The following is a 22,612-nucleotide window of genomic DNA, read 5'->3' as shown; positions in this document are numbered from 1 at the left end:
CTCCAAAGTAAAGGGTTTTTTTAACCTTATTGGTAAAAAAAACTTAAAAGGTATTTTATACCCTGCACCAGAGGTGTTTAACGTGTTTTTTGAAGTTGATCAATGCACAGTGTTTTATGTCATCTATGCTATCAAGGCACAATATGTAGTGCGATATTTGAATTTAATCTCTATATATAGTTTTTATGGCAGGCTATCCGCAACAGCTACATTACAGCTCTGAACAGATTGTTTGGCAGGAAGTGCCGGGTGAAGTGGCATTAGCTTACACCATTACCGGATGCCCGGTCGGGTGTAAAGGTTGTCATAGTGTGGACAGTTGGCCAGTCGGCAGCGGTTTAGCGTTGACCGAAGACTACTTACAGGAGCGCTTAACTATGTACACAGGGCTCATTACGTGCGTGTTGTTTCTGGGCGGTGAATGGCAACCAGAAGCGCTGATAAAACACTTAAAACGAGTTCGCGCAGAAGGGCTGGAAACCTGCCTTTATACAGGTTACGAGGATGTCTCTTTGCGCATCAGGGAGCAGTTGACGTACTTAAAAACCGGGCCATGGATAGCCGAAAAGGGCGGTTTAGACAGCCCCCATACCAACCAAAAATTTTATGATTTAAGAACAAAGCAGCTACTGAACTGCAAGTTTCTGACAGGAGAATAATTATGTTGCGTTTAAACGACGACCAGGTTTCAGAAAAAGTAGACTTTATTGCGGATTACCTGAACGCACAGAATGCGGCGGACGGTTCGAAAATGGACGCCAACGCGAACGTTACTCAGAAAAATATCGCGACCTTAGAAGCTGAGCTGATGAAAGACTTCTTCGTACAGGTTAACCGCAAGCAGGTCAGTAACAAAATTGCGGCGTTGTTCGACGACAACTTAGCGAAAGAATACGTACGTCAAATAGAAAATCATGAAATTTACGTGCACGATGAGACCAGTCTGAAGCCATATTGCGTGTCAGTGACTATGTATCCGTTTTTAATGGACGGCTTGACGAAACTCGGTGGTGAGTCGCTGGCGCCTAAACATTTAGAGTCGTTTTGTGGCTCCTTTGTGAATTTTGTTTTTGCGGTTAGCTCGCAATACGCTGGCGCTGTGGCAACCGTTGAGTTCTTAACTTACTTCGACTATTTCGCGCGTAAAGACTACGGTGATGACTACTTAAACACGCACCGCAAGCAAATCGAAAATCACTTACAGCACGTTGTGTATGCGATTAATCAACCTGCGGCTGCACGCGGTTATCAAAGTGTGTTCTGGAACATTTCTGTGTACGACAAGCACTATTTCGATAGTATGTTTGGCGACTTCGTATTTCCGAGAGACTTTAGTAAACCTAAGTGGGAAACCGTCAGTACTTTGCAGGACTTCTTCTTAGACTGGTTCAATAAAGAGCGTGAAAAGTCTATTTTGACCTTCCCAGTTGTGACCGTTGCCATGTTAACGGAAGACGGCGCTTGTAAAGATCAGGTCTTCGCGAAAAAAATGGCGGCTGAATTGGCCAACGGTAATTCGTTCTTTGTGTATTTGTCAGACAATGCCGACTCACTTGCGTCCTGTTGCCGTCTGCGCTCGGAAATTAGCGACAATACCTTCTCTTACACCCTGGGTGCCGGCGGTGTTGCGACAGGCTCTATTAATGTCATTACCATTAATATGAACCGTCTAGTGCAGGACGGTCGTGACTTAGAAGAGGAAATTAGCAAAATTCATAAGTATCAAGTGGCTTACCGCAAGCTGATGGAGGAGTACAAAGAAGCGGGTATGCTGACAGTCTATGACGCTGGTTTTATTAGTCTGGACAAACAATTCCTGACCATTGGCATTAACGGCATGGTCGAAGCCGCGGAATCTCAAGGCATTAGAGCAAGCAATAACCCAGAGTATAAGAGCTTTGTCAAACGTCACTTGAAGGTTATTTATGACGCCAATAAAGCCGCCAAAGCGGAATACGGTTATATGTTTAATACCGAGTTTGTGCCTGCAGAAAACTTAGGTGTTAAGAATGCAAAATGGGACAAAGCCGACGGTTATAAAGTATCGCGCGAGTGCTACAACTCGTACTTCTATGTCGTTGAGGACGATGAAACCAATGCCTTAGATAAATTCGTTATGCACGGTAAAGAACTGGTGGAGTATTTAGACGGCGGCTCCGCACTGCACCTAAACCTCGATGAAAAACTGAACACCACGGGTTACTTGTCGTTGCTGAATATCGCTGCGAAAACCGGCTGTAACTACTTCTGCATTAACGTCAAAATCACTATTTGTAACGAGTGTGAACACATCGACAAACGCACGTTAAGTGAATGCTCAAGCTGCCACTCCAATAACATTGATTACGGCACTCGAGTTATTGGTTACCTTAAGCGTGTTTCTGCGTTCAGCGCTGGGCGTCGCAAAGAGCACACAGCTCGTCATTACCATCGCGACGAGGCGACGCAGACAATCAACTGTGCGGCACAGGCTAATATAGGGCTGCGTAAGGCAAATTAAGTTGACACATCCATCTGTAAATAAAGAGGGAGTTAAACTCCTTCTTTGCATTTATGACACTATGTTAGCTTTCCCTTCTGAACGTTTGTGAGAAGAAGTGAAACAGTTACTTTCTTAACCAGGGATCGTGCAGGGACCAGGACGAGGTTTTAAGCAACTGGCTGATGTAGTGAGGGATGTTCGTTTAATCGATGGCGTGAAATAAATGGAGACTGCGCAATAGGCTAGTGCATGATCTCGATACACCATCTTTGCCAATAGCTCACTTATTTTCTGTGTCCTAGAGTCCATTGCAGGAATGGCTTCCAACAGGCGAGCCACTGCGGAAGTCTTTCTGGCGGCAAAGGTGGCGACATGGCGTAACCCTGGGCGTGAAAACATCCGAGTTCGAGCAGAAGCTCACCTTGTTCAATTGTTTCTACACCTTCAGCGATAACCTCTTTATCAAATGCTTCTGCCAATGCAATTATGCCTTCTAGAATAGACATATTTTCCCTTCTTTCATCAGCACCGCTCACAAACTCTTTGTCAATTTTTATTGTCTGAACAGGTAATTGTTTTAAATAAGCCAAAGATGAGTAGCCCGTACCAAAGTCGTCAAGAGAGAACGTTACTCCCATGCTCCGACATTCGTTAATCACCAACACCGAGGATTGAAGATCGCCCAACGTGGCGGTCTCTAGTATTTCAAGATCAAATCGCGACGGATCGATTTCCGGAAAACGATCGAACGATTGCTGAAGTTCGTCTGAGAAGGCTGGAGATTGAAGATGAAGAGCAGCCACATTAACACTCATAGTTAGGTTCAACCCCTTTTGATCCCACTTGTGCATCTGCTGCAGCGATTCTTCAATAACCCATCTACCAATGTCCACAATAAGGGGATGATTTTCGATTTCTGATAGAAAATACGCTGGAGATAACAATCCTTTTTCTGGATGCTTCCAACGGATGAGCGCCTCAACGCCTAGAACGGAACCTGTTCTTAGGTTTACTTTCGGTTGATAGACCAACTGAAATTGTTTTACCTTCAGAGCTTCACGGATTTCCGTGAGTAACCGTTGGCGTGATTGATGAGCTTTTTTCTGGTTTGCATCCATTAACAGCCAGCTACCCTTCGCTTCCTGTTTAGCGTTAAAAAGCGTTTGATCTGCGAACCTCAGGAGTGCGTCTACATCAGATCCATCTTTAAATTCATTTGCAGAGAAAAGGAAAACCCCCGCTGTAAAACGGATTGATATTGTTTTATCATTAAAAACAACCGGATGCTTGCAGATTTCTTGTACAACTTGCAAAACAGGCTCCGCTTGGTACCCATTTGGCAGGAGAGCAGCGAACTGATCACCAGATATTCTGGCAACGGTAGCACCTGGAGGCAAAACATCGAGCCAGCGTTGTGAAAAAAACCATAGCACATGATCTCCTGCATCCTCTCCAAACTGTTTGTTAGTTTCTTTAAAATTGTCTAAGTTCAGTGATATTATGGAGACTTGGTCTGTTGATCTGATCGTGTCTCGCATCTCGCGAATACAGCGAACGAGACCATTTCGGTTCCACAAGCCGGTTAGAGAATCTGAATACGCCAAGAACTCTAATTGTTTTTGATGATCAACTGCTTGCTTGTCTAAGGCTTTTAGTAGTTGATCCTGTTGTAACTGATGCAATTCATCTTCGGCTTGCTTTCTGGCCGTTTTTTCGCGTATTAATTGAATAGTGTTGGCTGATAATTTCCCGTAAATCTCTAATAATGCGGAAACAAGCACTGATGCTGATCCATTTAATTGCATATCTGCATACGTTTTTGCGGCGTAGAGATCCATGCCATCGTCCATCGCCTGAATTGTTAATGCTAGGCGGCGATCCGATTCCAATATGTGGAAGACTAGCCAACGGGTAATAAAGTTAAACAAATTTGCCAACACTGCTTCGTGTCGTTCAGTAGTTTGACGTAACTTTCTGATTTTGTGAAAAAAAGTTTGGTGAGCATCATGGTGATTCTTTGTGTCTTTTGACTGACCAAAATGTTTTTTCCAAACGTTTTCCTCGTACTCAAAGTGATACTTGGCATAATCTTCTAGCTCGTCCAGTATTGTAGCGCTGTTCACGTCTGAATTTATCGAAGAGAATTGCGAGGCCAGACGATTTACGATATCGACAAGCATACGGTGTTGATTATCAATATCGTCCAATCCGGTCTCGAAATTCTGACTCCATGGGAAAATTTCGAATTCAAGTTTTTTTTCATTCCAAATCACAGTCACGTTGCACCCACACTCAGTCTTAATTACTCCGATTAATAGTAGTTCAAATATTTCTTGGACGTGGACTTCGTCGCCATGATCCTGTAAAACTCGGATAAGACGAGATTGCTCTTCGATAACTTCCCTGATTTCCTGAGAGCCTGTGATGGTCTATATGCCAACCTAACTCATAGACTCCATGCTATCGGGTAGTTAATGGGCCACTACATTGGCATTTTTTAAGACTTATACAACTTGTTGAGTGTTTCGGGATATCCCCTCCAAAGTTGAAGATATTTCTTCTGTCGCCGCAGTTATTTACTTTATCTGTTCTTGCTGCTGCTTTATCTGTATTGAGTTTTGATTTGCTGTAGAGCTTTTCTCTTCGGTAGCCGTTACTTTAATTATAAGATTATTGAACCCGCCAGAACTGGTAATTGGCTCGCTTAGATTCGCCGGTTACTTCGAATTCCCCAATGTGTTTTAGTAATTCTTCAGTGAATATACGAAGTTCCATTCTGGCCAACGGTGCGCCGGGACATACGTGTATGCCTCTGCCGTAAAGTAGGTTGTGGGCCTTGTTTTGCTCAGGGTTAAAGACGTCTGCTTTGTCGAATACGGACTCATCACGATTGGCTGAGGCCCAGAGTACGGTCACTTTTTCGCCTTTTTTGACAGGGTAACCGGATATTTCGGTGTCTTTGGTTGCGCGGCGGCGGTTTGAAATAAGTGGAGGGTCAAGGCGCAGTATTTCGTCTATAGCGTCATCGGTACTTAAGTCGCCGTTGCGTATTTGCTCAGCAACAAGTGGATTTTCTGCGAAGAAGTTGAAAATACTGCTAATAGCAGCAGCAATGGTGCCAACTTCGCCAGCGGTCCAATTGCGTAAAATGCTGACAATTTCCTCTTCGTGAAGGTAGCGTGTTTTGTCATTCACTGTGACTGTTTCATGCATTAAGCGGTATGTATTGTCGCCTTTGGTTGAGCCTGATTGTCTGCGAACGTCAAGCTGCTGACGAATCAATGCCTCAAACTCATCTGCCTTTTGCTTTAACATTGCTCTATCGTTATTCACAATGGCTTGCTGGTTTGCTTCAAGCCATTCGCCTAGTGCACTTGTTAGCGATTCTGGCCAACCGAGAAAGGCGCACTGAATATGTAATGCAAAAGGCTTTGCGATTTTACTGACAACATCCAATGCCGTATTCGGTGTCATTTTGCTAACAATATTCTGAGCAATTTGCCGACAAGTCGACTCAAAATTCGGTAAGCGATCAGCCTTAAAGTACGACTCAATCACTTCTCGAAAAATACCATGCTCCGGTGGATCCATGCCGTTTGGAACCGACAAGTGGGAGCCTGCTTTATTGCTGAACGTTTCATAGTCCTCGATAACTGAGCGGACATCGCCATGCATTAGTACCGCATGACCCAGCATCTCGTTTTGGGCAACAGGACATTTTTGCCTAAGCTTATCAAGTGATGTAATTTGATCCTGCTGTTCGGAAGGCTCCCAATGACAATTTTTCATACAATCTCCTGATTAATCGTACAAGGCAATCTGGCCTCTTCATATTAAACCACTTTGGAGTAGCGATTTTGACCGTGATTTAGGTACTCATCGAAACAGGCACAAATGCTGCGTACCCAGAGGCGGCCTATTTCTGTGACGCGGAGTTTTTTGTCGGATACGTCGACCAAGCCGTCTTCAATAAACGGTTTCAATAGCGGTATGGCTTCAGCAAAGTGTGCCCAGAAATCGTCGATATTCCACTCGGCTTTAAAAATTTCTATATCGATCTCAAAGTGGCATATGACTTGTGAAATAAGTGCTGCCCGCACTTTGTCTTCGTCGTTCAATGCCATGCCTTTAACAATGGGCTTTTGTCCGTCATCTATTATTTTGTAGTAAGCTGGTAGCTCTTTTTCATGCTGCCATAACACACCGTTAACCTGGCTAATAGAGGACACGCCCAAGCCTAGTAATGCGTCCTGACCGTCTGTGGTGTAACCCTGGAAGTTACGCTGTAAGCGACCTTCGCGTTGGGCAATGGCTAAGCGGTCGTCTTTTTTAGCAAAGTGATCCATGCCAATAAACTGATAGCCCGCGTCGTTGAGCTGAGTAATGGCTTGTTCGAACAAGCTTAACTTAACTGACGGCTGTGGAATGGACTCTTCCGATATTTTCTTCTGCCCAGCGAAGCGCTGTGGTAAATGCGCGTAGCTAAATACGGAAATACGATCGGGGCTCATTTCAATGACCTGCTCTATCGACTTCTTAAAGGTTTCCGGGCGCTGGTACGGCAGGCCATAAATTAAGTCGAGGTTAATTGAGTCAAAGCCCAGTTCTTTGCTGAGTTTTAACTGATGTGCAATAAGATCGACATCCTGCACGCGGTTAATGGCAATTTGTACTTTCTTATCAAAGTCCTGTACGCCATAACTGACACGGTTAAATCCAAGATCACGCAGGTGATACAGTTTCTCATCGCTGCAACTGCGCGGATCTATCTCAATGCTCACCTCTGGGTTTTCGGCAAAGGTAAAATGTTGATGAATCGAGCTCATCAGTCGTGTCAGTTGTTTCTCGGTCAAAAAGGTAGGCGTTCCCCCGCCTAAGTGAATTTGACGAATTTTCTTGTTTTTAACTAATGGCTGATACATCGCCATTTCTTGTGCGAGGTAGTCTAAGTATTTGTCTGCTTTATGCTGGTGGCGGGTAATAATCTTGTTACAGCCACAGTAATAGCAGAGTTTATGACAAAATGGTAAGTGTAGATATAAGCACAGTTCATCGCCAGTCGCCTTCAGTGCATTGGCGATGCGATCTTGAGAAAACTGTTCAGACAACATTAGTGCCGTCGGATATGATGTGTATCTGGGGCCGTTAATATTGTATTTTTCGATTAACTTCTTATCCCAAATGATCGTGCTCATAACTACCTATTGACGTGCTTCAAAATAGCTTAACTAATTGAGAGGTATTGTTTCACTTTTCTCTTTGTAAATAAAATCACTAAAACGATCACCGATTAAATAAATAACCTTTGGTAGCTTTTGGTGTACCTCGATGGTGTCTAAAAAATTTTTGAGATGTAACCCTAATTCGGTATTTCCTTTTACCATTAATTTTCGGTTGAAAAATAACGTATCAGGGTCAACCTTGTTGTAGATCAATAAAATAAGCGCATCACCGGTTGCTGATAGCGTTACGTCAGGTTCCTGAGGCCCTCTGAGTGATTTTATTTTTTCGTTTTTAAGAGTAAAAAACAGAGAAAAATCAATGTCTTTAACATGAATCTCAATGATCCTTTCAGCGATAAAACTAAGCTCTCCTTGTATTTTCTCCTCTTTAAATAACTGGTTTAAAACCTTTTCTATGCTGAAGTTTACAATTGGGTCTGGGATTGAATTTTTAATTGGCTGAATTATTTTAGGTATGGCATCTACCCATTTGTTGGTACTCATGATTCGCTCCTCGTGAAATAACAAAAAAGATGTTATCAATACTATAATGAATAAACAAATTGCGCACCACAAAACAACTAAATAGAGGTTTGAATGGAATTGCTTTGTCCGGCTGGAAGTATTCCGGCATTAAAAGCGGCTATCGAAAATGGTGCCGATGCGGTTTACGTTGGTTTGAAAGATGAAACCAACGCGAGACACTTTGTGGGCCTTAATTTGGACCAACTGAAGCTGTCAGAAGCGGCTGATTATGTGCATCGGCATGGTAAAAAGCTGCATGTTGCTATCAACACGTTCGCGCATGCCAACAGCTGGGAGAAGTGGCGCCAGGCGGTCGATGATGCCGTTCTGGCTGGCGCAGACGTACTGATTATTGCCGATCTGGCTGTGTTGGCTTATGCCGCCGAACGCTACCCGAAAGTAGAAACGCACTTATCGGTGCAGGCGTCGGCGACCAATGCCGGGGCAATTCGTTTTTATCAACAATACGGTGTGAAACGAGTAGTACTGCCTCGTGTACTATCGATGCAGCAAGTCCGTGCACTTGCGCGAACAACGGACGTTGAACTCGAAGTTTTTGCGTTCGGAAGTTTGTGCATTATGGCGGAAGGGCGCTGCTACCTAAGCTCATACCTGACCGGCGAGTCGCCCAATACCGCGGGTGCCTGCTCGCCTGCTGCTTTTGTTGAGTGGGACGAGCAAGACAACAAACTGGAGTCACGGTTAAACGGCGTGCTGATAGACCGTTTTGCTGAAAACGAAAAAGCGGGCTATCCGACGCTCTGTAAAGGACGCTTCTCCGTCGACGACGAGGTCTATAATGTTCTGGAAGAGCCCACGAGTTTGAACACCTTAAGCCTACTACCGCAGTTACACAAAGAGGGTATTACCTCACTCAAAATAGAAGGCCGTCAGCGCAGTCCTGCCTATGTCTCACAAATTACCCGAGTCTGGCGCCAGGCTATTGATGCCGTAATGGCCGATCCTGATGGTTTTGAGGTTGCTGACAACTGGAACTCGGTTCTTGCATCGCTCTCAGAGGGCAGTCAAACCACGCTCGGTGCGTATCATCGGAAATGGAAGTAATGATATGAAATTTTCTCTAGGGCCGATTCTTTACTTTTGGCCAAAAAAACAAGTCATGGATTTTTACCGCGAAGCCGCTGACTCTAACGTCGAGCATGTGTATTTGGGTGAAACCGTGTGTAGTAAACGCCGCGAGCTTAAGCTTGACGATTACCTTGAAATTGCACACATGCTCAGGGAAGCCGGTAAGAAAGTGACGCTATCAACTATGACGTTGCTGGAAGCCCCGGCCGAGTTGCGGGAGTTGGGTAAATATTGTGACAACGGCGAATTTGAGGTCGAAGCCAACGATGTCAGCGCTATTAGTCTGTTACAGGAGCAAGGACTGAACTTCACTGCTGGGCCGGCCATTAACATCTACAATCATCAAAGCCTGCGTCGTTTAATTGATATGGGCATGAACCGTTGGGTAGCACCTTTTGAGCTGTCGCGTGACTGGTTGCAGGATATTTTGCAGCAAAAGGTCATTGAAAGCGTGCGTGACTGCTTCGATGTTGAGGTATTCTCGTTTGGGCATATGCCGCTTGCCTGGTCGGGTCGCTGTTTTACTGCGCGATCTGAAAACCGCCCGAAAGATCAGTGTGAGCTGTGCTGCATCAAGTACCCCGAAGGGCGTGAAGTGAAAAGCCAGGAAGGACAGCAAGTGTTTATACTTAACGGTATTCAAACCCAATCGGGGTCTCGTTATAACCTGATAAACCAGCTTCCGAGTATGCAGGGGTTAGTGGATATCGTCCGTATTAGTCCGCAACCACAAGGCACTTTTGACTGGCTAGATCGTTTCCGTAACAATGTTGATGGCGATCATCCCGTAAAATTGGGCAGCAAAGAAAGTAACGGCTATTGGTTACAGCTTGCCGGGTTACTGACGGCATAAATACACGGAATTGAGAGACAAAAGGACAATTATGTCAGACGATATCGCACGTATTGGAATTGTAACGGTTAGCGACCGCGCCAGTCGAGGGCAATATGAGGATATCTCAGGTCCAGCCATTGAAGCGACATTAAAAGACTACTTAACGTCTTCGTGGCAGCCGGTGTATCGGGTTATTGAAGATGAACAATCGCTGATTGAACAGACCATAAAAGACTTAGTCGATAAAGAAGGCTGTTGTCTGGTGGTGACCACCGGCGGTACTGGCCCGGCTAAACGCGATGTCACTCCCGAGGCAACTGAGGCAGTTTGCGACCGCATGATGCCGGGCTTTGGGGAGCTGATGCGACAAGAGTCGTTAAAGTACGTACCAACCGCCATTCTCTCTCGCCAAACTGCGGGTTTACGCGGCTCATCGCTAATTATCAACTTACCTGGTAAGCCAAAAGCCATTCGTCAGTGCTTAGATGCTGTATTCCCGGCAGTGCCTTATTGTATTGACTTGATGGAAGGTCTTTATTTGGAATGTAACGAAACGGTGATTAAACCCTTCCGTCCTAAAAAATAAGAGCTACAGTGATTTCTGGTGTATGAGCTAAAAAGAATGCGGTGTGAGGTGTTGATTGGTATCACCAGATCAACAACCTCAGTTTCTTAGAGAAGGTTTTAGCCGCAGGCATACCGGTGATGATTGATAAATGAACACTCATGCGCTCGCCTTGGGTTGCCATGCGCAAGCCAAATTGAGTATCGATTAGATTAAAATATTCCTTAACCTGAATGCCGATAATTGAAAAGATGGTCCAAACCTTAAAACAGAGTGTAGACGCCCGTGTTGATAACACCAGCGAGTAATTGCGTTGGCCACCTGTTGCTGATAGGGGGCATCGAAGACCTCCAGTTATATCCGTTTAAGTCAGATACCTAAACTTTACTGTGAGTTTCGATAAAATGCTTTATTATCAGTTATCTATATTCATTTTGCACAAGTTAACGCTACCCAAAAGTAGGCATAACAAAATCAAAGCGCATTCAGCAGTTAGCTATTCTTTTAGAGGTGGTTTCGCGAACACGACAAACCGGCAAATCTACTAAGGATACTCCCTTATTTGCGGCGTTAAAACGCTATTTTTTTACGTTTAAAACATATATTATAAATGCATCTTTAAAGTGTTCAGGTGACTATGATGCAGATCACAAACCGAGAGAAAGAAGATCAAATAACGCCGATACTCAGACAAGCATTTCGTCCTCTGTTCCTGCTAGGCGCACTATTCAGTGCTGTGGCAATTCTGCTTTGGGGCTTTGCGCTGGCGGGGAAGGTGAGCTTGCCGGTGTACGGAAATATTATGTTCTGGCACAGCCATGAAATGATTTTCGGTTTTGTAGTTGCCATTGTGTTGGGCTTTTTGCTCACTGCAGTGCAGAACTGGACGGGACTGCGCGCGCCGCATGGTAATACCTTGCTAGTGGTGACGGTGCTATGGAGTGCGGCACGATTATTATTGTTGTTTGGTGAAAACTTGCCGTGGTGGCTTGTGGCGGCGGTGGACGTCAGTGTTCTGCCTGTTGCTGCATTCTTGTTTGGCATAATGGTGCTAAAAATTAACCAAACCAGAAATCTGTTTTTTGTCCCCATTCTGCTGTTATTAACGGTGTGTAATCTATTGATGCACTACGGGTTGCATTTTGGTCATTACAACATCCAAGTACTGGGAGCTTATAACGCTGTATTCCTAGTGACATTGCTAATGGCCATTATCGGCGGGCGTGTTCTGCCAATGTTTACGGCCAACGGCACCATGACAAAGAAAGTTCAGGCATTGCCCTGGCTGGATAAAATGGCGCTGGGCAGCTTATGGCTAATATTCGCGGTGCACTTTTTTAACCTGCATATGCGGTTGCCTAGTCAGGTTATGGTTGTGTTGTTCGCCTTTTGTGCCATCACAACAGCCGTCCGTGTTGTGCGTTGGAAAATTTGGATAACCTGGCGGGTGCCGCTGTTGTGGTCGCTGCATATTGCTTACTGGTTCATTCCCATCGGTTTAGCGTTATTTGCACTGCGCTATGCCGGTATTGAAATTACTCAGAGTGTAGCCATGCACGCACTGACCGCTGGCGCTATGGGTAACATGATTTTAAGCATGATAGCTCGGGTGTCGTTAGGGCATAGCGGACGCCCGCTTCAGGCTAAACCTATTATGTGGGGCGCATTTTTATTGGTAGCTATTGCGGCAGTGACTCGCGTATTTCTTATTTGGTTTATGCCAGAACTGAGTAGCCAGTGGTTAATGCTGAGTACGTTAGCCTGGGCTATTGCGTACAGCATTTACGTGGTCGTTTACTTCAAAGTATTGATCACGCCGCGAGCGGACGGTAACCCGGGCTAAGCGTTGGAGCAGTGAGGGCAGTTAGGGTGCTTTAGTAGATTCATCCGCTGCTATTCGCTGTGCAATACGTCAAAGAGTAACAATGATGAATAAAGCGGCTGATCTATGTTGGCCGCTATTTTTATGGCTCTACGGCTTGGATCGTACCAATAACGCCCATTAGCGGCGACAACACTCCGGCTTCGGTAGCTGCTCGCCAAAAAACTGACTTAAGCACCCATAACACGCGCTCTCATTTTGCATTGAAAAACTGGTTACTTGTCCTTCAACGCTAATGGCAGAACCCGATACCAAGGGCGTTTTGTGTAGCAGACAGGTTTTATTCACAGCGTTGCGTGTTTCCAAATTATCGCAGTAATCGACAACCAGGGTTTCAGCGCTGACTAATAGCTCCAGCGTGCCTTCCTCAACTCGCGTATTAATCGTTTGAATGCGTTTTTCGCTATTAAGCTATGCTTAGTCGCTTCGACTTTTAGTTCACCTATCCAGTGCTCTGAAAATCGTACCTGACGCTGAAGGTTGTGGCGGTCAATAGTATCGTCATCGACCAATGTCAGCTCAGTGGGCAGGGTTTTATTCATAACGACTTCTCTGACGGTGCAGGTACGGACTCAGGGCGACTGGCTAACCAAGCACCCACAGTGACCAATACCACGCCGACAATTATCTTTAGCCAAACCGGCACTTGTGGCACGAATAACCATAAAATGGCGCAACCACTGACCATCATCACCAGTGCAATGACTTTAGAACGGCGCTTTACCACACGGTTATCGCGCCAGGCTCGAATATCAGGTCCGTACTGTGGATGGTTGACCAACCAGGTTTCTAAGCGGGGCCAGCCTTTGCTGGCTGCCCATAACGCGGCAATAAGAAAAGGTACGGTGGGTATAACGGGCAAAGCGATACCAATAAGCCCCAGTAAAACAAAGAAAGCAGCCAAAGAGCGCCATAGTATTTTCATTAAAAGCGCTCGGGTCATTACTTCATTCCTAATCGGGCGGCCATTTTATGTAAATTACTGGAGTCGAGCTTGAGCTCTTTAGCAGCTCTACTCCAACTGTCATCGTTACGCTTAAGTGCCGCTTCTATCATTTTACGCTGTGTATATTGTACCGCTTCTTTCATCGACAAACTCTGGGTCGGTAAGTTCGCGTCATTGCTTTGCGTGCCCGAGTCTGCCACCGAAGGCAATCGCACGTCTAAGTCGAGCACTTCAGGCTCAATGCTGGCAATGTCATTTTTGTCGATGCCATGACTCAATAGTTTAATGGCGGCCCGACTAATGACATGCTCCAGTTCGCGAACGTTACCTGGCCACTGATACTGTTGAATTGCCAACTCAGCTTCGGGCGACAAGCGAATGGCGCGCAAGCCTAGCCGAGCCCGGTTCAGCTCCAAAAAATGACCGGCCAGAATGGAAACATCGTCATCACGTTCACGTAGTGGTGGTATCGGCAGTGGATACACGGACAGGCGATGGTACAAGTCGGCACGGAAGGTTTCGTTACTGACTTGCTGTTTAAGGTTTCGATTGGTCGCGGCAATAATGCGTACATCCACTTTGCGGTATTTGTCTGAGCCGAGGCGTTGAATTTCACCGTTTTGCAGTACGCGTAGTAGTTTGGCTTGTATGGAAAGCGGTAACTCGCCAACTTCATCTAAAAACAGGGTGCCACCATTAGCCGCGTCAAAACGCCCGGATCGATCACTGCTTGCGCCCGAGAAAGCGCCTTTTACGTGACCAAAGAGTTCACTTTCCGCTAAGGACTCGGGTAATGCGGCACAGTTTACGTATATCAACGGCTTGCCGCTGCGTTGCGACAGTCGGTGTAATTCCCGCGCGAATAGTTCTTTACCGACCCCGGTTTCGCCCAGTAGCAATACGGGCAAATCGGCACCGGCTACGATCCGAAGCTCTTTTAAGACCGCATGAATGGCTTTGCTTTCACCAATAATTTCTGACTCATTGGCGTCGGAGGTACTGCTGTGTTCGACTGATTGCTTTTGCCCTTGCCGCAGTGCACGGACGTTCTGCTCTAACTGACCAATGCGAATAGCAGTTTCTACAAATAAGCTAAATTTTTGTAATTCAATAATGGAATCATCAGTGAATGTGCCGGGCTCTAATGCGTCAAGTGTTAGCACGCCCCAGCATTTGCTCTCCAAATACAAACTAATGCCCATGCAGTCATGCACGGGTAATGCGTCGCCTGGTTGGTTAGCCATTAAACCATCGTACGGATCAGGAAGAGCAGAGTCATATTCGAAACGAACGGCTGAACGTGACGATATTAGGACCGCTAAACGTGGATGCTGCGCTAACACAAAGCGACGGCCCAAAGCTTCGCGCACGAGTCCCTTGACGGCGATAGGTTGTAGTACTTCGTTCTCGAGTTTCAATAGTGCGACTGCGCCGCAGTTAAAATGACGTCGCAACGTACTGACGAGATTCTGCAATCGTACAGCTGTAGGTTGCTCTGTTAACAAATCGGCTAAAATACTTTCTTGTAGCATAGTTAAATCCACTATATTGGTAAAAACTACCCTAATTGTTAGGGTTGATACTACCGTGGGGTTTCTGAATGTCAATAATTACAATTGGATAGAAGTTGGCGCACTTGTTGCACTGTTACTTAGGAATTCATGTTTCATCCGGGAGTAGTTCCTGGAGTTGCGGATTAAGTTAAGGAGTTTAGCATGAGTGATTTACAGCAAAGATTGGCGGATAGCGAAGCCAAATGGCAACAAGCAACAGCGCAGGAATTAATCGAGCACATTTATTTACGTTTCCATCAACGCCATCGTGAGCAATTACCAGAACTTAAGCAACTGGCAATGAAAGTGGAAGACGTGCACGGTGACCACGAACTCGCACCACGCGGTTTAGCGGAGCATCTGGACGCTATGTTGCAGGAATTGGAAAGTCATATGATGAAAGAAGAACAAATTCTTTTCCCAATGCTGTCGCGCGGTGTGTATCCAAGTGGTCCTATTTCTGTCATGGAAGAAGAACACGTGCAGCACGAAGCCGAGTTGGTGAAAATTAATCGGTTAACCAACAATCTGACACTACCGGAAGGCGCATGTGGTACTTGGACAGCTCTGTACAATGGTTTAAAAGAGTTACAGGATGATTTGCACGAGCATATTCACCTGGAGAACAACATACTTTTTACTGARAAACAGGCAGCAGCGTCAGAGCACGGTAAAAACTTCTGTTGTGGTTCGTGTCAGTAACTAATCTGAAGTGACAAGGGTCGAATGCAAATGCGAATATTCTGTATTTGATCCTGTTTTAAGCTATTTTAGCGCTTTCATTAGAGAAGGTGTTTAGGGATGTATTCTTGAATCTCGTACCATCCTCTCGACCTCGAAATAACCGCGCATAATGAGGAAAAAAGCAGGCCGAATAGCGGGTAGGTTATCTTGGCACTCTAGCGATTATCATCAACGGCGCTGAAGTAGTCTTTACATGTATCGATGTCCACGGTATCCATCCCGAACCATTTTAGAATCGGCCTATATGACCACAGCCAGAAGTGATCGTTAAACCGATTCTTCTTTGGTTAAAAAAATATTCGCGAGCTCGCCTTGGATGCCATCACCTTGATGACTGCAGCTATGATCGCTCTTAATGAGACTAAAAAACGCAAAGACACCTTAATTTATCATGATATTCATTTAACCGAACAAGCTCAAAAGTGTAGGTCCTCGTTTCCGTACTCGGAGTCGAAATCAATAACAAAGAGGTTGAGATTGTCTTTCAACCGCAATATCGCTTGGCGTCGGGCTAGCTAACTGGCTTAGAAGTTTTGGCGAGATGGACCCAGAAAACCTATGGTGGTGCAATCTGGTACATTTATTCCTCTCGCAGAAAAGCAAGGCTTCTTGCGAAGACCTAACGGCGCTTGTACTCGAAAAAGCCGCCAAGTAGTTACACATAGTGGTCTGTTGGGAAATGTCATTCCGCGTGTGTCGGTGAATATTTCTGCGGTTGAGTATAACCGAGAGAGTGCGATTCAGCGTATTGATTATTACTTGCAATTGAACCCAGAATTCGTGCGTTACTTATGCCTAGAAATAACCGAAACCGCGGCGCTATCGGTTTAATGTATAGCGTCAGTGCATAGTTGTTTTACCTCATCCTCTCTCCCTATATCTACTCGTTCCGAATTCTTCGTACAACCCATACAGAGCCTCCCGGCAATGTGATCAAAACCACAATGACTCGCTTGATGTAACCGGTTTCTGTGATCCTCGTCTTCAACTTTGAAACCGGTTACTGAAACCGGTTTCTTTTTTGGATAGATTAGGGCTATTGGTTAAGTAACTTGAATGTCAAGAGGTATGAAAATGGTAAAAATTCTTCTTTGTTGTGCAGCGGGAATGTCAACCAGCATGGTGGTCAAGAAAATGGAACAGGCGGCGAAGAGCCAAGGCATAGAAGCTGATATTCAAGCAGTTGGTTTGGATGAGTTTGAAAATATGCTTCCCAAGTTCGATATCTGCTTACTGGGACCACAAGTGAAATATAAAGAGGCAGATTTTTCCGCAAGCGCAGCTAAACAAGACAAAAAAGTAAAAGTCATTAACTCCATGGATTATGGAATGATGAATGGTGAAAAAATCCTCAACGATACGTTAGTAGAGCTAGGTTAGGGGGCTCATAATGACGACATTAACGGATAATGTGTTTGGGTTTATTGAGAATAGAGTAACGCCTGTTGCCGGTAAGGCAGCGTCTCAGCGCCATATTATGGCGATGAGAGATGGATTTATCTCTGCGATGCCATTTATGATTGTGGGCTCATTTCTACTCATATTTGCCTTCCCTCCGTTTGCAGCGGATTCAAACTGGGCCATTGCTCAAGTATGGTTGCAGCTTGCTGAGCGATATCAAGGGCAACTACTCACACCATTTAATATGACGATGGGCATTATGTCTGTCTATATCACCGCCGCCATCTCTTATAACTTGGCGCAAAGTTACAGTATGGAGCCATTCATGCCAGCGATGCTGTCGTTGATGTCCTTCCTATTGGTAGCTGCGCCACTGACTGAAGGAGGACTGCCTGCGGGATATTTAGGCGGTACAGGTATTTTTACGGCAATTCTTGTGTCTCTTTATAGTACAGAGCTGATGTATTTCCTCCAAAGGAAAAACATAGGCATCAAAATGCCTGAGCAAGTGCCTGGTAAAATCAAACAGTCTTTTGATTTGTTGATTCCGATACTACTGGTTGTACTGACTATATATCCTCTCAATTTATATATTGAAAGTCAGACCGGCATGATCATCCCTGAAGCTATCATGACGGCATTCAAACCTCTGGTCAGTGCTGCTGACTCGTTGCCAGCTATTCTTTTGGCCGTGCTACTTACACATGTATTGTGGTTTGCAGGCATTCATGGTGCTGCTATTGTCGGCGGTATGTTGCAAGCTTTTTGGCTCACCAACCTGTCTGCCAATCAAACTGCGCTTGCTGCTGGTGCTCAAATTCCTCATGTATTTGTAGAGGGTTTTTGGAGTTTCTTTATCGTGCTTGGCGGCTCTGGTGCGACATTAGGCCTGGTCTTTTTGTTTATGCGTAGCCGTGCTGCTCACCTAAAGACAATCGGGAAAATCAGTGTTGTACCTTCGCTCTTCAATATCAATGAGCCTGTGATATTTGGCACCCCTTTGATTATGAATCCCACCTTCTTTATTCCGTTTATTACAGCCCCACTGGTTAACGCCACGATTGCGTACTTTTGTGTCAAAACGGGAATTGTAGGTGCTGTGATTTCAGTGGTGCCTTGGACTGCACCTGCTCCGGTTGGCGCGGCATGGGCAGCAGGTTGGGCAATTAGCTCTTCTATATTAGTTGTTGTCCTCATGCTTGTCGCAACCGCCATCTATTATCCATTTTTTAAAGTTTATGAAAAACAGCTTTTAGCACAAGAAGCCCAAGGGGAGGAAAACTAATGACACCACTAGCAGATTTTGACCAAGAATCAACGGTGATGGAGCTCATCATCAATGCAGGCTCAGCAAAGTCTTTCGCAATGGAGGCGTTGAGAGCCGCGAAAGCGAGTGACTGGAACGCGGTTGACGAATACCTGTCTCAGTCGTCTGTCGCCTCGAAGCAAGCACATGATGTACAGACTCAGCTGATTGGGCTCGATCAGGGCGAAGGAAAGGTGCCCGTGAATTTGGTGATGGTGCATGCCCAGGATCATATTATGACCAGCATGTTAGCCAGAGAATTGGTTGAAGAATTAATTGCTATCCATCGCAAACTGGATTCTGTGTAATTAATGTTACAATACTGAAAATCCGAAAGTTTGTAGTTTCGAGGGAAACTCCCTCTCACCTTTAGAGGTACGAATGGCCACGATTAAAGATGTTTGCAAGGCTGCCGGTGTATCTAAGGCGACAGTGTCTCGTGTTATCAATAAGACTGGACAGGTCAAAGAGAGTACCCGAGTAAAAGTTGAAGCAGCTATTGAACAATTGAACTATCGACCCAGTAGCTTGGCTCAAACATTAGCTGCGAGTAGCGGCAACAGTATTGGCCTAGTGCTATCGGACTTTGATGGCAGCTACTTTGGTAGTTTATTAAAGCAAGCATCTGCCAGTGCTACTAGAATGGGCAAGCAGCTGATTATTGCGGATGGAAAAAACCAAGCTGAGTTTGAATTACAAGCAGTGAGCTCCCTGGTTGAACAAAAGTGTGATGTGATTGTGCTTTACAGCCGTCAGCTGACGGCGCAACAACTTATCGAGCTTAATCATGAAATATCCACGCCTTTGATTCACGTTGGGCAAGAGCTTCCAGAATCGGCAGGTTATTCAATTGCATTTGATCAAAAGCGCGCGATAGAATCGGCGGCGACCCATCTTATGAGCATTGGTCATCGACACATTGCGTATTTTGGGCCTTGTCCAACAACAAGGACGACCCAAGTTCGGTTAGAGGCTTTTAAAGCGATTACTGAGAAGCAGCCCTTTTCTGTGGAAACACAGCATTTGGTGTGTGGCTTTGATGTAAAAGCAGCCTATGAACAAGCGCTGGAACAAATTCCCAACAATTGGCGTTTCAGTGCCATTGTCGCAGCGAGTGATGATATTGCTATTGGTATTTTACGTGCCTGTCGAGAGAAAGGCATTGATGTACCTTCAGATGTATCAATCGTGAGTATCGATAATGAAAAAATGACTGAGTTTGTTGTACCACAGCTTACGACAGTTGATATTCCTATCGAACGTATTACGGAAAGAGCGATGGAAGTTGCCCAACAACTTATCGAGGATCAAGTAACTATAAGACCAGAGATTGTTGTGGGTGAGTTATTTGTGCGCGATTCGACTAAGCCTCTAGTATAAAAAGATGTTTTTATGAAATTTGCACATGATTTTCTTTTTGGCGCCGCGACGGCTTCTTATCAAATCGAAGGGGCAACGGATGTCGACGGTAAAGGGCCGACTAACTGGGATGAGTTTGTAAAAATCCCGGGAAAAACCTTTGAAGGAACAACGGGTGAAGTGGCGATTGATCACTATCATCGTTACAAAGAAGATATTAAGTTAATGGCTGAGATGGGGCTTGAGTCTTATCGTTTCTCTATTTCTTGGGCAAGAATTATTCCTGATGGTGTAGGCGCTATAAATCCTAAAGGTATTGAGTTTTATAACAATATCATTGATGAGTGTTTAAAATATGGAATAGTTCCTTTTGTAACGCTCTATCACTGGGACCTTCCTCTCTGTTTGGAAAAAGACGGAGGGTGGTTAAATAGAAAAACAATCGATGCTTTTTTGAACTATGCAAACGTTTGTTTTGAGAGCTTTGGTGATCGTGTCAAACATTTTATTACATTCAATGAAACCGTTATTTTTTGTGGGCACGGATATCTTGCGGGTGCGCATCCTCCGGGTATTCATAATGCGCCAGAAAAGTATTTTCAAGCGACGCATCATGTTTTTACTGCGCATGCTAAAGCTGTAATCGCATATAAAAAGCGTAAACAATATGGAGAAATAGGCTTGAGCCATGTCTTCACACCCGCGTTTTCAATTGATAATAGTGAAGATAACCTATTTGCAGCCATGCACGCTAATCAGTTTAACCTTAATTGGTTTTATGACCCTATTTTGAAGGGAGAGTACCCAGACTATGTGATGGCGTGGCTCGAAACCCAAGGTATCCAACCCAAAATAACGGCAGATGATAGAGAAAGTTTAATAATTGCTGCACCACTCAATGACTTTATTGGATTAAACTACTACCAGCCCATGCGGGTAGAAAGAATACATATGCCAGGCGATGTTGTTGAGCCGACGCGAGAGAACGCGACAGGAGCCCCCGGTAATCCGAGCTTTGACGGTGTATACCGAACGGTCGCGATGGATGATAAGCGATATACAAAATGGGGATGGGAAATATCACCTGATGGCTTTGTGAGTGGTCTACAGCTACTAAAAGAGTACTATGGTGATATCAGAATATATATTACTGAAAATGGTTTAGGGGATGAAGACCCTATTATAGATGGTGAGGTCTGCGACATTCCAAGGATTAATTTTATTAATGATCACTTGGTGGCTGTAAAAAAAGCGATAGAGCTTGGTGTGAATGTCAAAGGCTATTACGCATGGTCGGCAATTGATTTATTGAGCTGGCTCAACGGGTTTAAAAAGCAATACGGGTTCATCTATGTTGACCATGATAATGGTTTAGCCAGGAAAAAGAAGGCGTCGTATTATTGGTACCAAAAAGTAATAGAAACGCGAGGCAGTAACCTTAAGAGCTAGTGCTTTATAGATAATACTGTTACTGTTTATGTTTAAACGCGGGTAATTGAACCCGCGTTTTCTGATCATAAGTTCGCAGATGTTCTATTTATCTTCGACTATGCGAAAAATCCCTTTTTATATTATTAAATATCATACACCAAGCTATCTGCCGCCAAAAATGGCCATTGCAGCCGGTGGGGGGCTGTATCGTCATGGTTAAAGAAATAACCAATATGTGGCATGGCATAAACGGTATCGCCCTTTTGATACGATGCGGCTTGCCAAGCATGATGAGTTAGGGTGGCCTCCCACAATTGATCACTTTCCCAACCTTGTGGTGCCAGTGATACGCGTACCTCGGCGCCGACAGGGTTGACTGATACCACGCGCATGGGCAGCGATACCTGGCTGTTCGGTTTATCGGTGATGGTCAGTTCATGGCTGCGTACATACAAATCGCCGGACTGTTTGGTCTGCGCATTGAGGGCGGGTTCGATAAAGGCGTTACCATTTTTCCATACCCCTTGCTGAAATTGGCCGGAAAAGACATTCACGTTCCCCAAAAAATCAAACACAAATCGACTCTTCGGCGAAGCATACAGATCAACCGGGCTATCGACTTGTTCAATTTGCCCGTTACTCATCACCACCACCCGATCGGATAGCTCCAGCGCTTCATCTTGATCGTGAGTGACGAACACGCTAGTGAATGCCATTTCATCATGTAGGCGTCGTAACCATTGTCGTAGTTCTTTACGTACTTGCGCATCTAATGCCCCAAACGGTTCATCCAAAAGTAAAATTTCTGGTTGCGTCGCGAGTGCACGTGCCAGAGCGATACGTTGTTTTTGTCCGCCCGATAATTGTTCGGGATAACGCTGGCGAAGATGACCAAGCTGGACCACCTCGAGCAGCTCGTTAACTCGTTGAGTGATGGCGGCCGCTGAAGGGCGCTCGCGCCGCGGCATGACTTGTAAGCCGAACGCAATGTTTTCAGCGACTGTCATGTGTTTAAACAAAGCGTAGTTTTGAAAGACAAAGCCAACGCGTCGATCGCGAACATGCACCTGGGTGACATCGCGTTCGCCAAAATGGATTTGGCCACTATTGCTGTTTTCTAACCCCGCAATAATCCGCAGTAACGTGGTTTTTCCCGAACCTGATGGTCCAAGTAACCCCATCATTTCACCCTTTTCTATGGTGAGAGATAGCGGCGAAAGTGCCTGAAACTGGCCAAAGTGTTTGGTGATATTGTCTAATTGAATTTGCATT

General features: G+C 45.1%; 21 protein-coding genes and 2 pseudogenes. 14 read left to right on the top strand and 9 right to left on the bottom strand.

What is annotated here, in order from left to right; translation table 11 throughout:
• The 3 genes from BZG81_RS15760 to nrdD all read left to right on the top strand — a co-directional run.
• Nucleotides 1-223 (top strand): hypothetical protein (locus tag BZG81_RS15760; protein WP_206744319.1); only part of this gene is annotated, 223 nt, incomplete at its 5' end.
• Complete coding sequence (nrdG, locus tag BZG81_RS11245; protein WP_025744752.1) at nucleotides 186-659, top strand: anaerobic ribonucleoside-triphosphate reductase activating protein; 474 nt, start codon at nucleotides 186-188, stop codon at nucleotides 657-659. The genes BZG81_RS15760 and nrdG, both read left to right, overlap by 38 nt.
• Before the next feature lie 2 nt (nucleotides 660-661).
• A complete protein-coding gene (gene nrdD / locus BZG81_RS11240) occupies nucleotides 662-2,500 on the top strand; it encodes an anaerobic ribonucleoside-triphosphate reductase (RefSeq protein WP_077677406.1) in 1,839 nt (612 codons plus the stop codon).
• 266 nt (nucleotides 2,501-2,766) lie between these two features.
• On the opposite strand, the gene BZG81_RS11235 is transcribed toward nrdD, so the two are convergent.
• The 4 genes from BZG81_RS11235 to ubiT form a co-directional block, all read right to left on the bottom strand.
• Nucleotides 2,767-4,761, bottom strand: coding sequence for a bacteriohemerythrin (locus BZG81_RS11235; RefSeq protein WP_198533651.1), 1,995 nt, complete (start codon nucleotides 4,759-4,761; stop codon nucleotides 2,767-2,769).
• A gap of 391 nt (nucleotides 4,762-5,152) precedes the next feature.
• Nucleotides 5,153-6,271, bottom strand: a complete 1,119-nt coding sequence (locus BZG81_RS11230) for a cytochrome P450 (RefSeq protein WP_077677405.1) — start codon at nucleotides 6,269-6,271, stop codon at nucleotides 5,153-5,155.
• 44 nt (nucleotides 6,272-6,315) lie between these two features.
• The gene (gene hemN, locus BZG81_RS11225) at nucleotides 6,316-7,677 is read right to left on the bottom strand and encodes an oxygen-independent coproporphyrinogen III oxidase (protein WP_077677404.1); all 1,362 of its coding nucleotides are present in this window, start codon (nucleotides 7,675-7,677) and stop codon (nucleotides 6,316-6,318) included.
• Nucleotides 7,678-7,710: 33 nt separating this feature from the next.
• Nucleotides 7,711-8,208 carry a ubiquinone anaerobic biosynthesis accessory factor UbiT gene (ubiT, locus tag BZG81_RS11220; RefSeq protein WP_077677403.1) on the bottom strand — a complete coding sequence of 166 codons (498 nt, stop codon included), beginning with the start codon at nucleotides 8,206-8,208 and terminating at the stop codon, nucleotides 7,711-7,713.
• A 93-nt stretch (nucleotides 8,209-8,301) separates the two neighbouring features.
• Here ubiT and ubiU point away from each other — a divergent pair, with 93 nt between their 5' ends.
• The 4 genes from ubiU to BZG81_RS11200 all read left to right on the top strand — a co-directional run bounded on the left by ubiU (nucleotide 8,302) and on the right by BZG81_RS11200 (nucleotide 12,561).
• Nucleotides 8,302-9,294, top strand: coding sequence for a ubiquinone anaerobic biosynthesis protein UbiU (ubiU, locus tag BZG81_RS11215; RefSeq protein ID WP_077677402.1), 993 nt, complete (start codon nucleotides 8,302-8,304; stop codon nucleotides 9,292-9,294).
• 4 nt (nucleotides 9,295-9,298) lie between these two features.
• Entirely contained in the window at nucleotides 9,299-10,171 is an 873-nt protein-coding gene (locus BZG81_RS11210; protein ID WP_077677401.1) for a U32 family peptidase, read from the top strand.
• A 31-nt stretch (nucleotides 10,172-10,202) separates the two neighbouring features.
• Entirely contained in the window at nucleotides 10,203-10,739 is a 537-nt protein-coding gene (gene mog / locus BZG81_RS11205; RefSeq protein WP_077677400.1) for a molybdopterin adenylyltransferase, read from the top strand.
• A 619-nt stretch (nucleotides 10,740-11,358) separates the two neighbouring features.
• Nucleotides 11,359-12,561: an NnrS family protein gene (locus BZG81_RS11200; protein WP_077677399.1), complete on the top strand. Its 1,203-nt coding sequence runs from the start codon at nucleotides 11,359-11,361 to the stop codon at nucleotides 12,559-12,561.
• A gap of 159 nt (nucleotides 12,562-12,720) precedes the next feature.
• Here the strand turns inward: BZG81_RS11200 and BZG81_RS15945 are convergent.
• From BZG81_RS15945 to norR, 3 genes and pseudogenes are all read right to left on the bottom strand, one after another.
• Nucleotides 12,721-13,142: pseudogene (locus BZG81_RS15945) on the bottom strand (ThiF family adenylyltransferase).
• Complete coding sequence (locus tag BZG81_RS11185; protein WP_077669825.1) at nucleotides 13,139-13,543, bottom strand: YbaN family protein; 405 nt, start codon at nucleotides 13,541-13,543, stop codon at nucleotides 13,139-13,141. The pseudogene BZG81_RS15945 and the gene BZG81_RS11185 overlap by 4 nt, the downstream one beginning before the upstream one ends.
• Nucleotides 13,543-15,078 carry a nitric oxide reductase transcriptional regulator NorR gene (gene norR / locus BZG81_RS11180; protein ID WP_077677398.1) on the bottom strand — a complete coding sequence of 512 codons (1,536 nt, stop codon included), beginning with the start codon at nucleotides 15,076-15,078 and terminating at the stop codon, nucleotides 13,543-13,545. Before norR ends, BZG81_RS11185 begins: the two co-directional genes overlap by 1 nt.
• 183 nt (nucleotides 15,079-15,261) lie before the next feature.
• Here norR and BZG81_RS11175 point away from each other — a divergent pair, with 183 nt between their 5' ends.
• The gene (locus BZG81_RS11175; protein WP_069363067.1) at nucleotides 15,262-15,801 is read left to right on the top strand and encodes a hemerythrin domain-containing protein; all 540 of its coding nucleotides are present in this window, start codon (nucleotides 15,262-15,264) and stop codon (nucleotides 15,799-15,801) included.
• Between the two features lie 89 nt (nucleotides 15,802-15,890).
• Here BZG81_RS11175 and BZG81_RS15820 read toward each other — a convergent pair.
• Nucleotides 15,891-16,061 (bottom strand): annotated as a pseudogene (locus BZG81_RS15820) (transposase family protein); the annotation flags it as partial.
• Nucleotides 16,062-16,401: 340 nt separating this feature from the next.
• Here BZG81_RS15820 and BZG81_RS11170 point away from each other — a divergent pair.
• The 6 genes from BZG81_RS11170 to BZG81_RS11145 all read left to right on the top strand — a co-directional run bounded on the left by BZG81_RS11170 (nucleotide 16,402) and on the right by BZG81_RS11145 (nucleotide 21,358).
• Nucleotides 16,402-16,674 (top strand): EAL domain-containing protein, encoded by a 273-nt coding sequence (locus BZG81_RS11170; protein ID WP_077677397.1) that lies wholly within the window; start codon nucleotides 16,402-16,404, stop codon nucleotides 16,672-16,674.
• A gap of 243 nt (nucleotides 16,675-16,917) precedes the next feature.
• Nucleotides 16,918-17,223 carry a PTS sugar transporter subunit IIB gene (locus BZG81_RS11165; RefSeq protein WP_021022536.1) on the top strand — a complete coding sequence of 102 codons (306 nt, stop codon included), beginning with the start codon at nucleotides 16,918-16,920 and terminating at the stop codon, nucleotides 17,221-17,223.
• Between the two features lie 10 nt (nucleotides 17,224-17,233).
• On the top strand, nucleotides 17,234-18,529 hold the full coding sequence (locus BZG81_RS11160; RefSeq protein ID WP_077677396.1) for a PTS sugar transporter subunit IIC: 1,296 nt from the start codon (nucleotides 17,234-17,236) through the stop codon (nucleotides 18,527-18,529).
• Nucleotides 18,529-18,858: a PTS lactose/cellobiose transporter subunit IIA gene (locus tag BZG81_RS11155; protein WP_077661458.1), complete on the top strand. Its 330-nt coding sequence runs from the start codon at nucleotides 18,529-18,531 to the stop codon at nucleotides 18,856-18,858. The genes BZG81_RS11160 and BZG81_RS11155 overlap by 1 nt, the downstream gene beginning before the upstream one ends.
• A 73-nt stretch (nucleotides 18,859-18,931) precedes the next feature.
• Nucleotides 18,932-19,930 carry a LacI family DNA-binding transcriptional regulator gene (locus BZG81_RS11150; RefSeq protein WP_021022534.1) on the top strand — a complete coding sequence of 333 codons (999 nt, stop codon included), beginning with the start codon at nucleotides 18,932-18,934 and terminating at the stop codon, nucleotides 19,928-19,930.
• Nucleotides 19,931-19,942: 12 nt separating this feature from the next.
• A complete protein-coding gene (locus BZG81_RS11145) occupies nucleotides 19,943-21,358 on the top strand; it encodes a glycoside hydrolase family 1 protein (RefSeq protein ID WP_077661456.1) in 1,416 nt (471 codons plus the stop codon).
• Between the two features lie 125 nt (nucleotides 21,359-21,483).
• Here the strand turns inward: BZG81_RS11145 and BZG81_RS11140 are convergent, their stop codons facing one another.
• On the bottom strand, nucleotides 21,484-22,611 hold the full coding sequence (locus BZG81_RS11140) for a sulfate/molybdate ABC transporter ATP-binding protein (protein ID WP_077669829.1): 1,128 nt from the start codon (nucleotides 22,609-22,611) through the stop codon (nucleotides 21,484-21,486).
• Nucleotide 22,612 lies beyond the last annotated feature (1 nt).

The organism is Salinivibrio sp. MA607, from assembly GCF_001996245.1.
GTDB classification, from domain to species: Bacteria; Pseudomonadota; Gammaproteobacteria; order Enterobacterales; family Vibrionaceae; genus Salinivibrio; species Salinivibrio costicola.
This window is presented reverse-complemented; position numbering and strand designations above follow the sequence as displayed.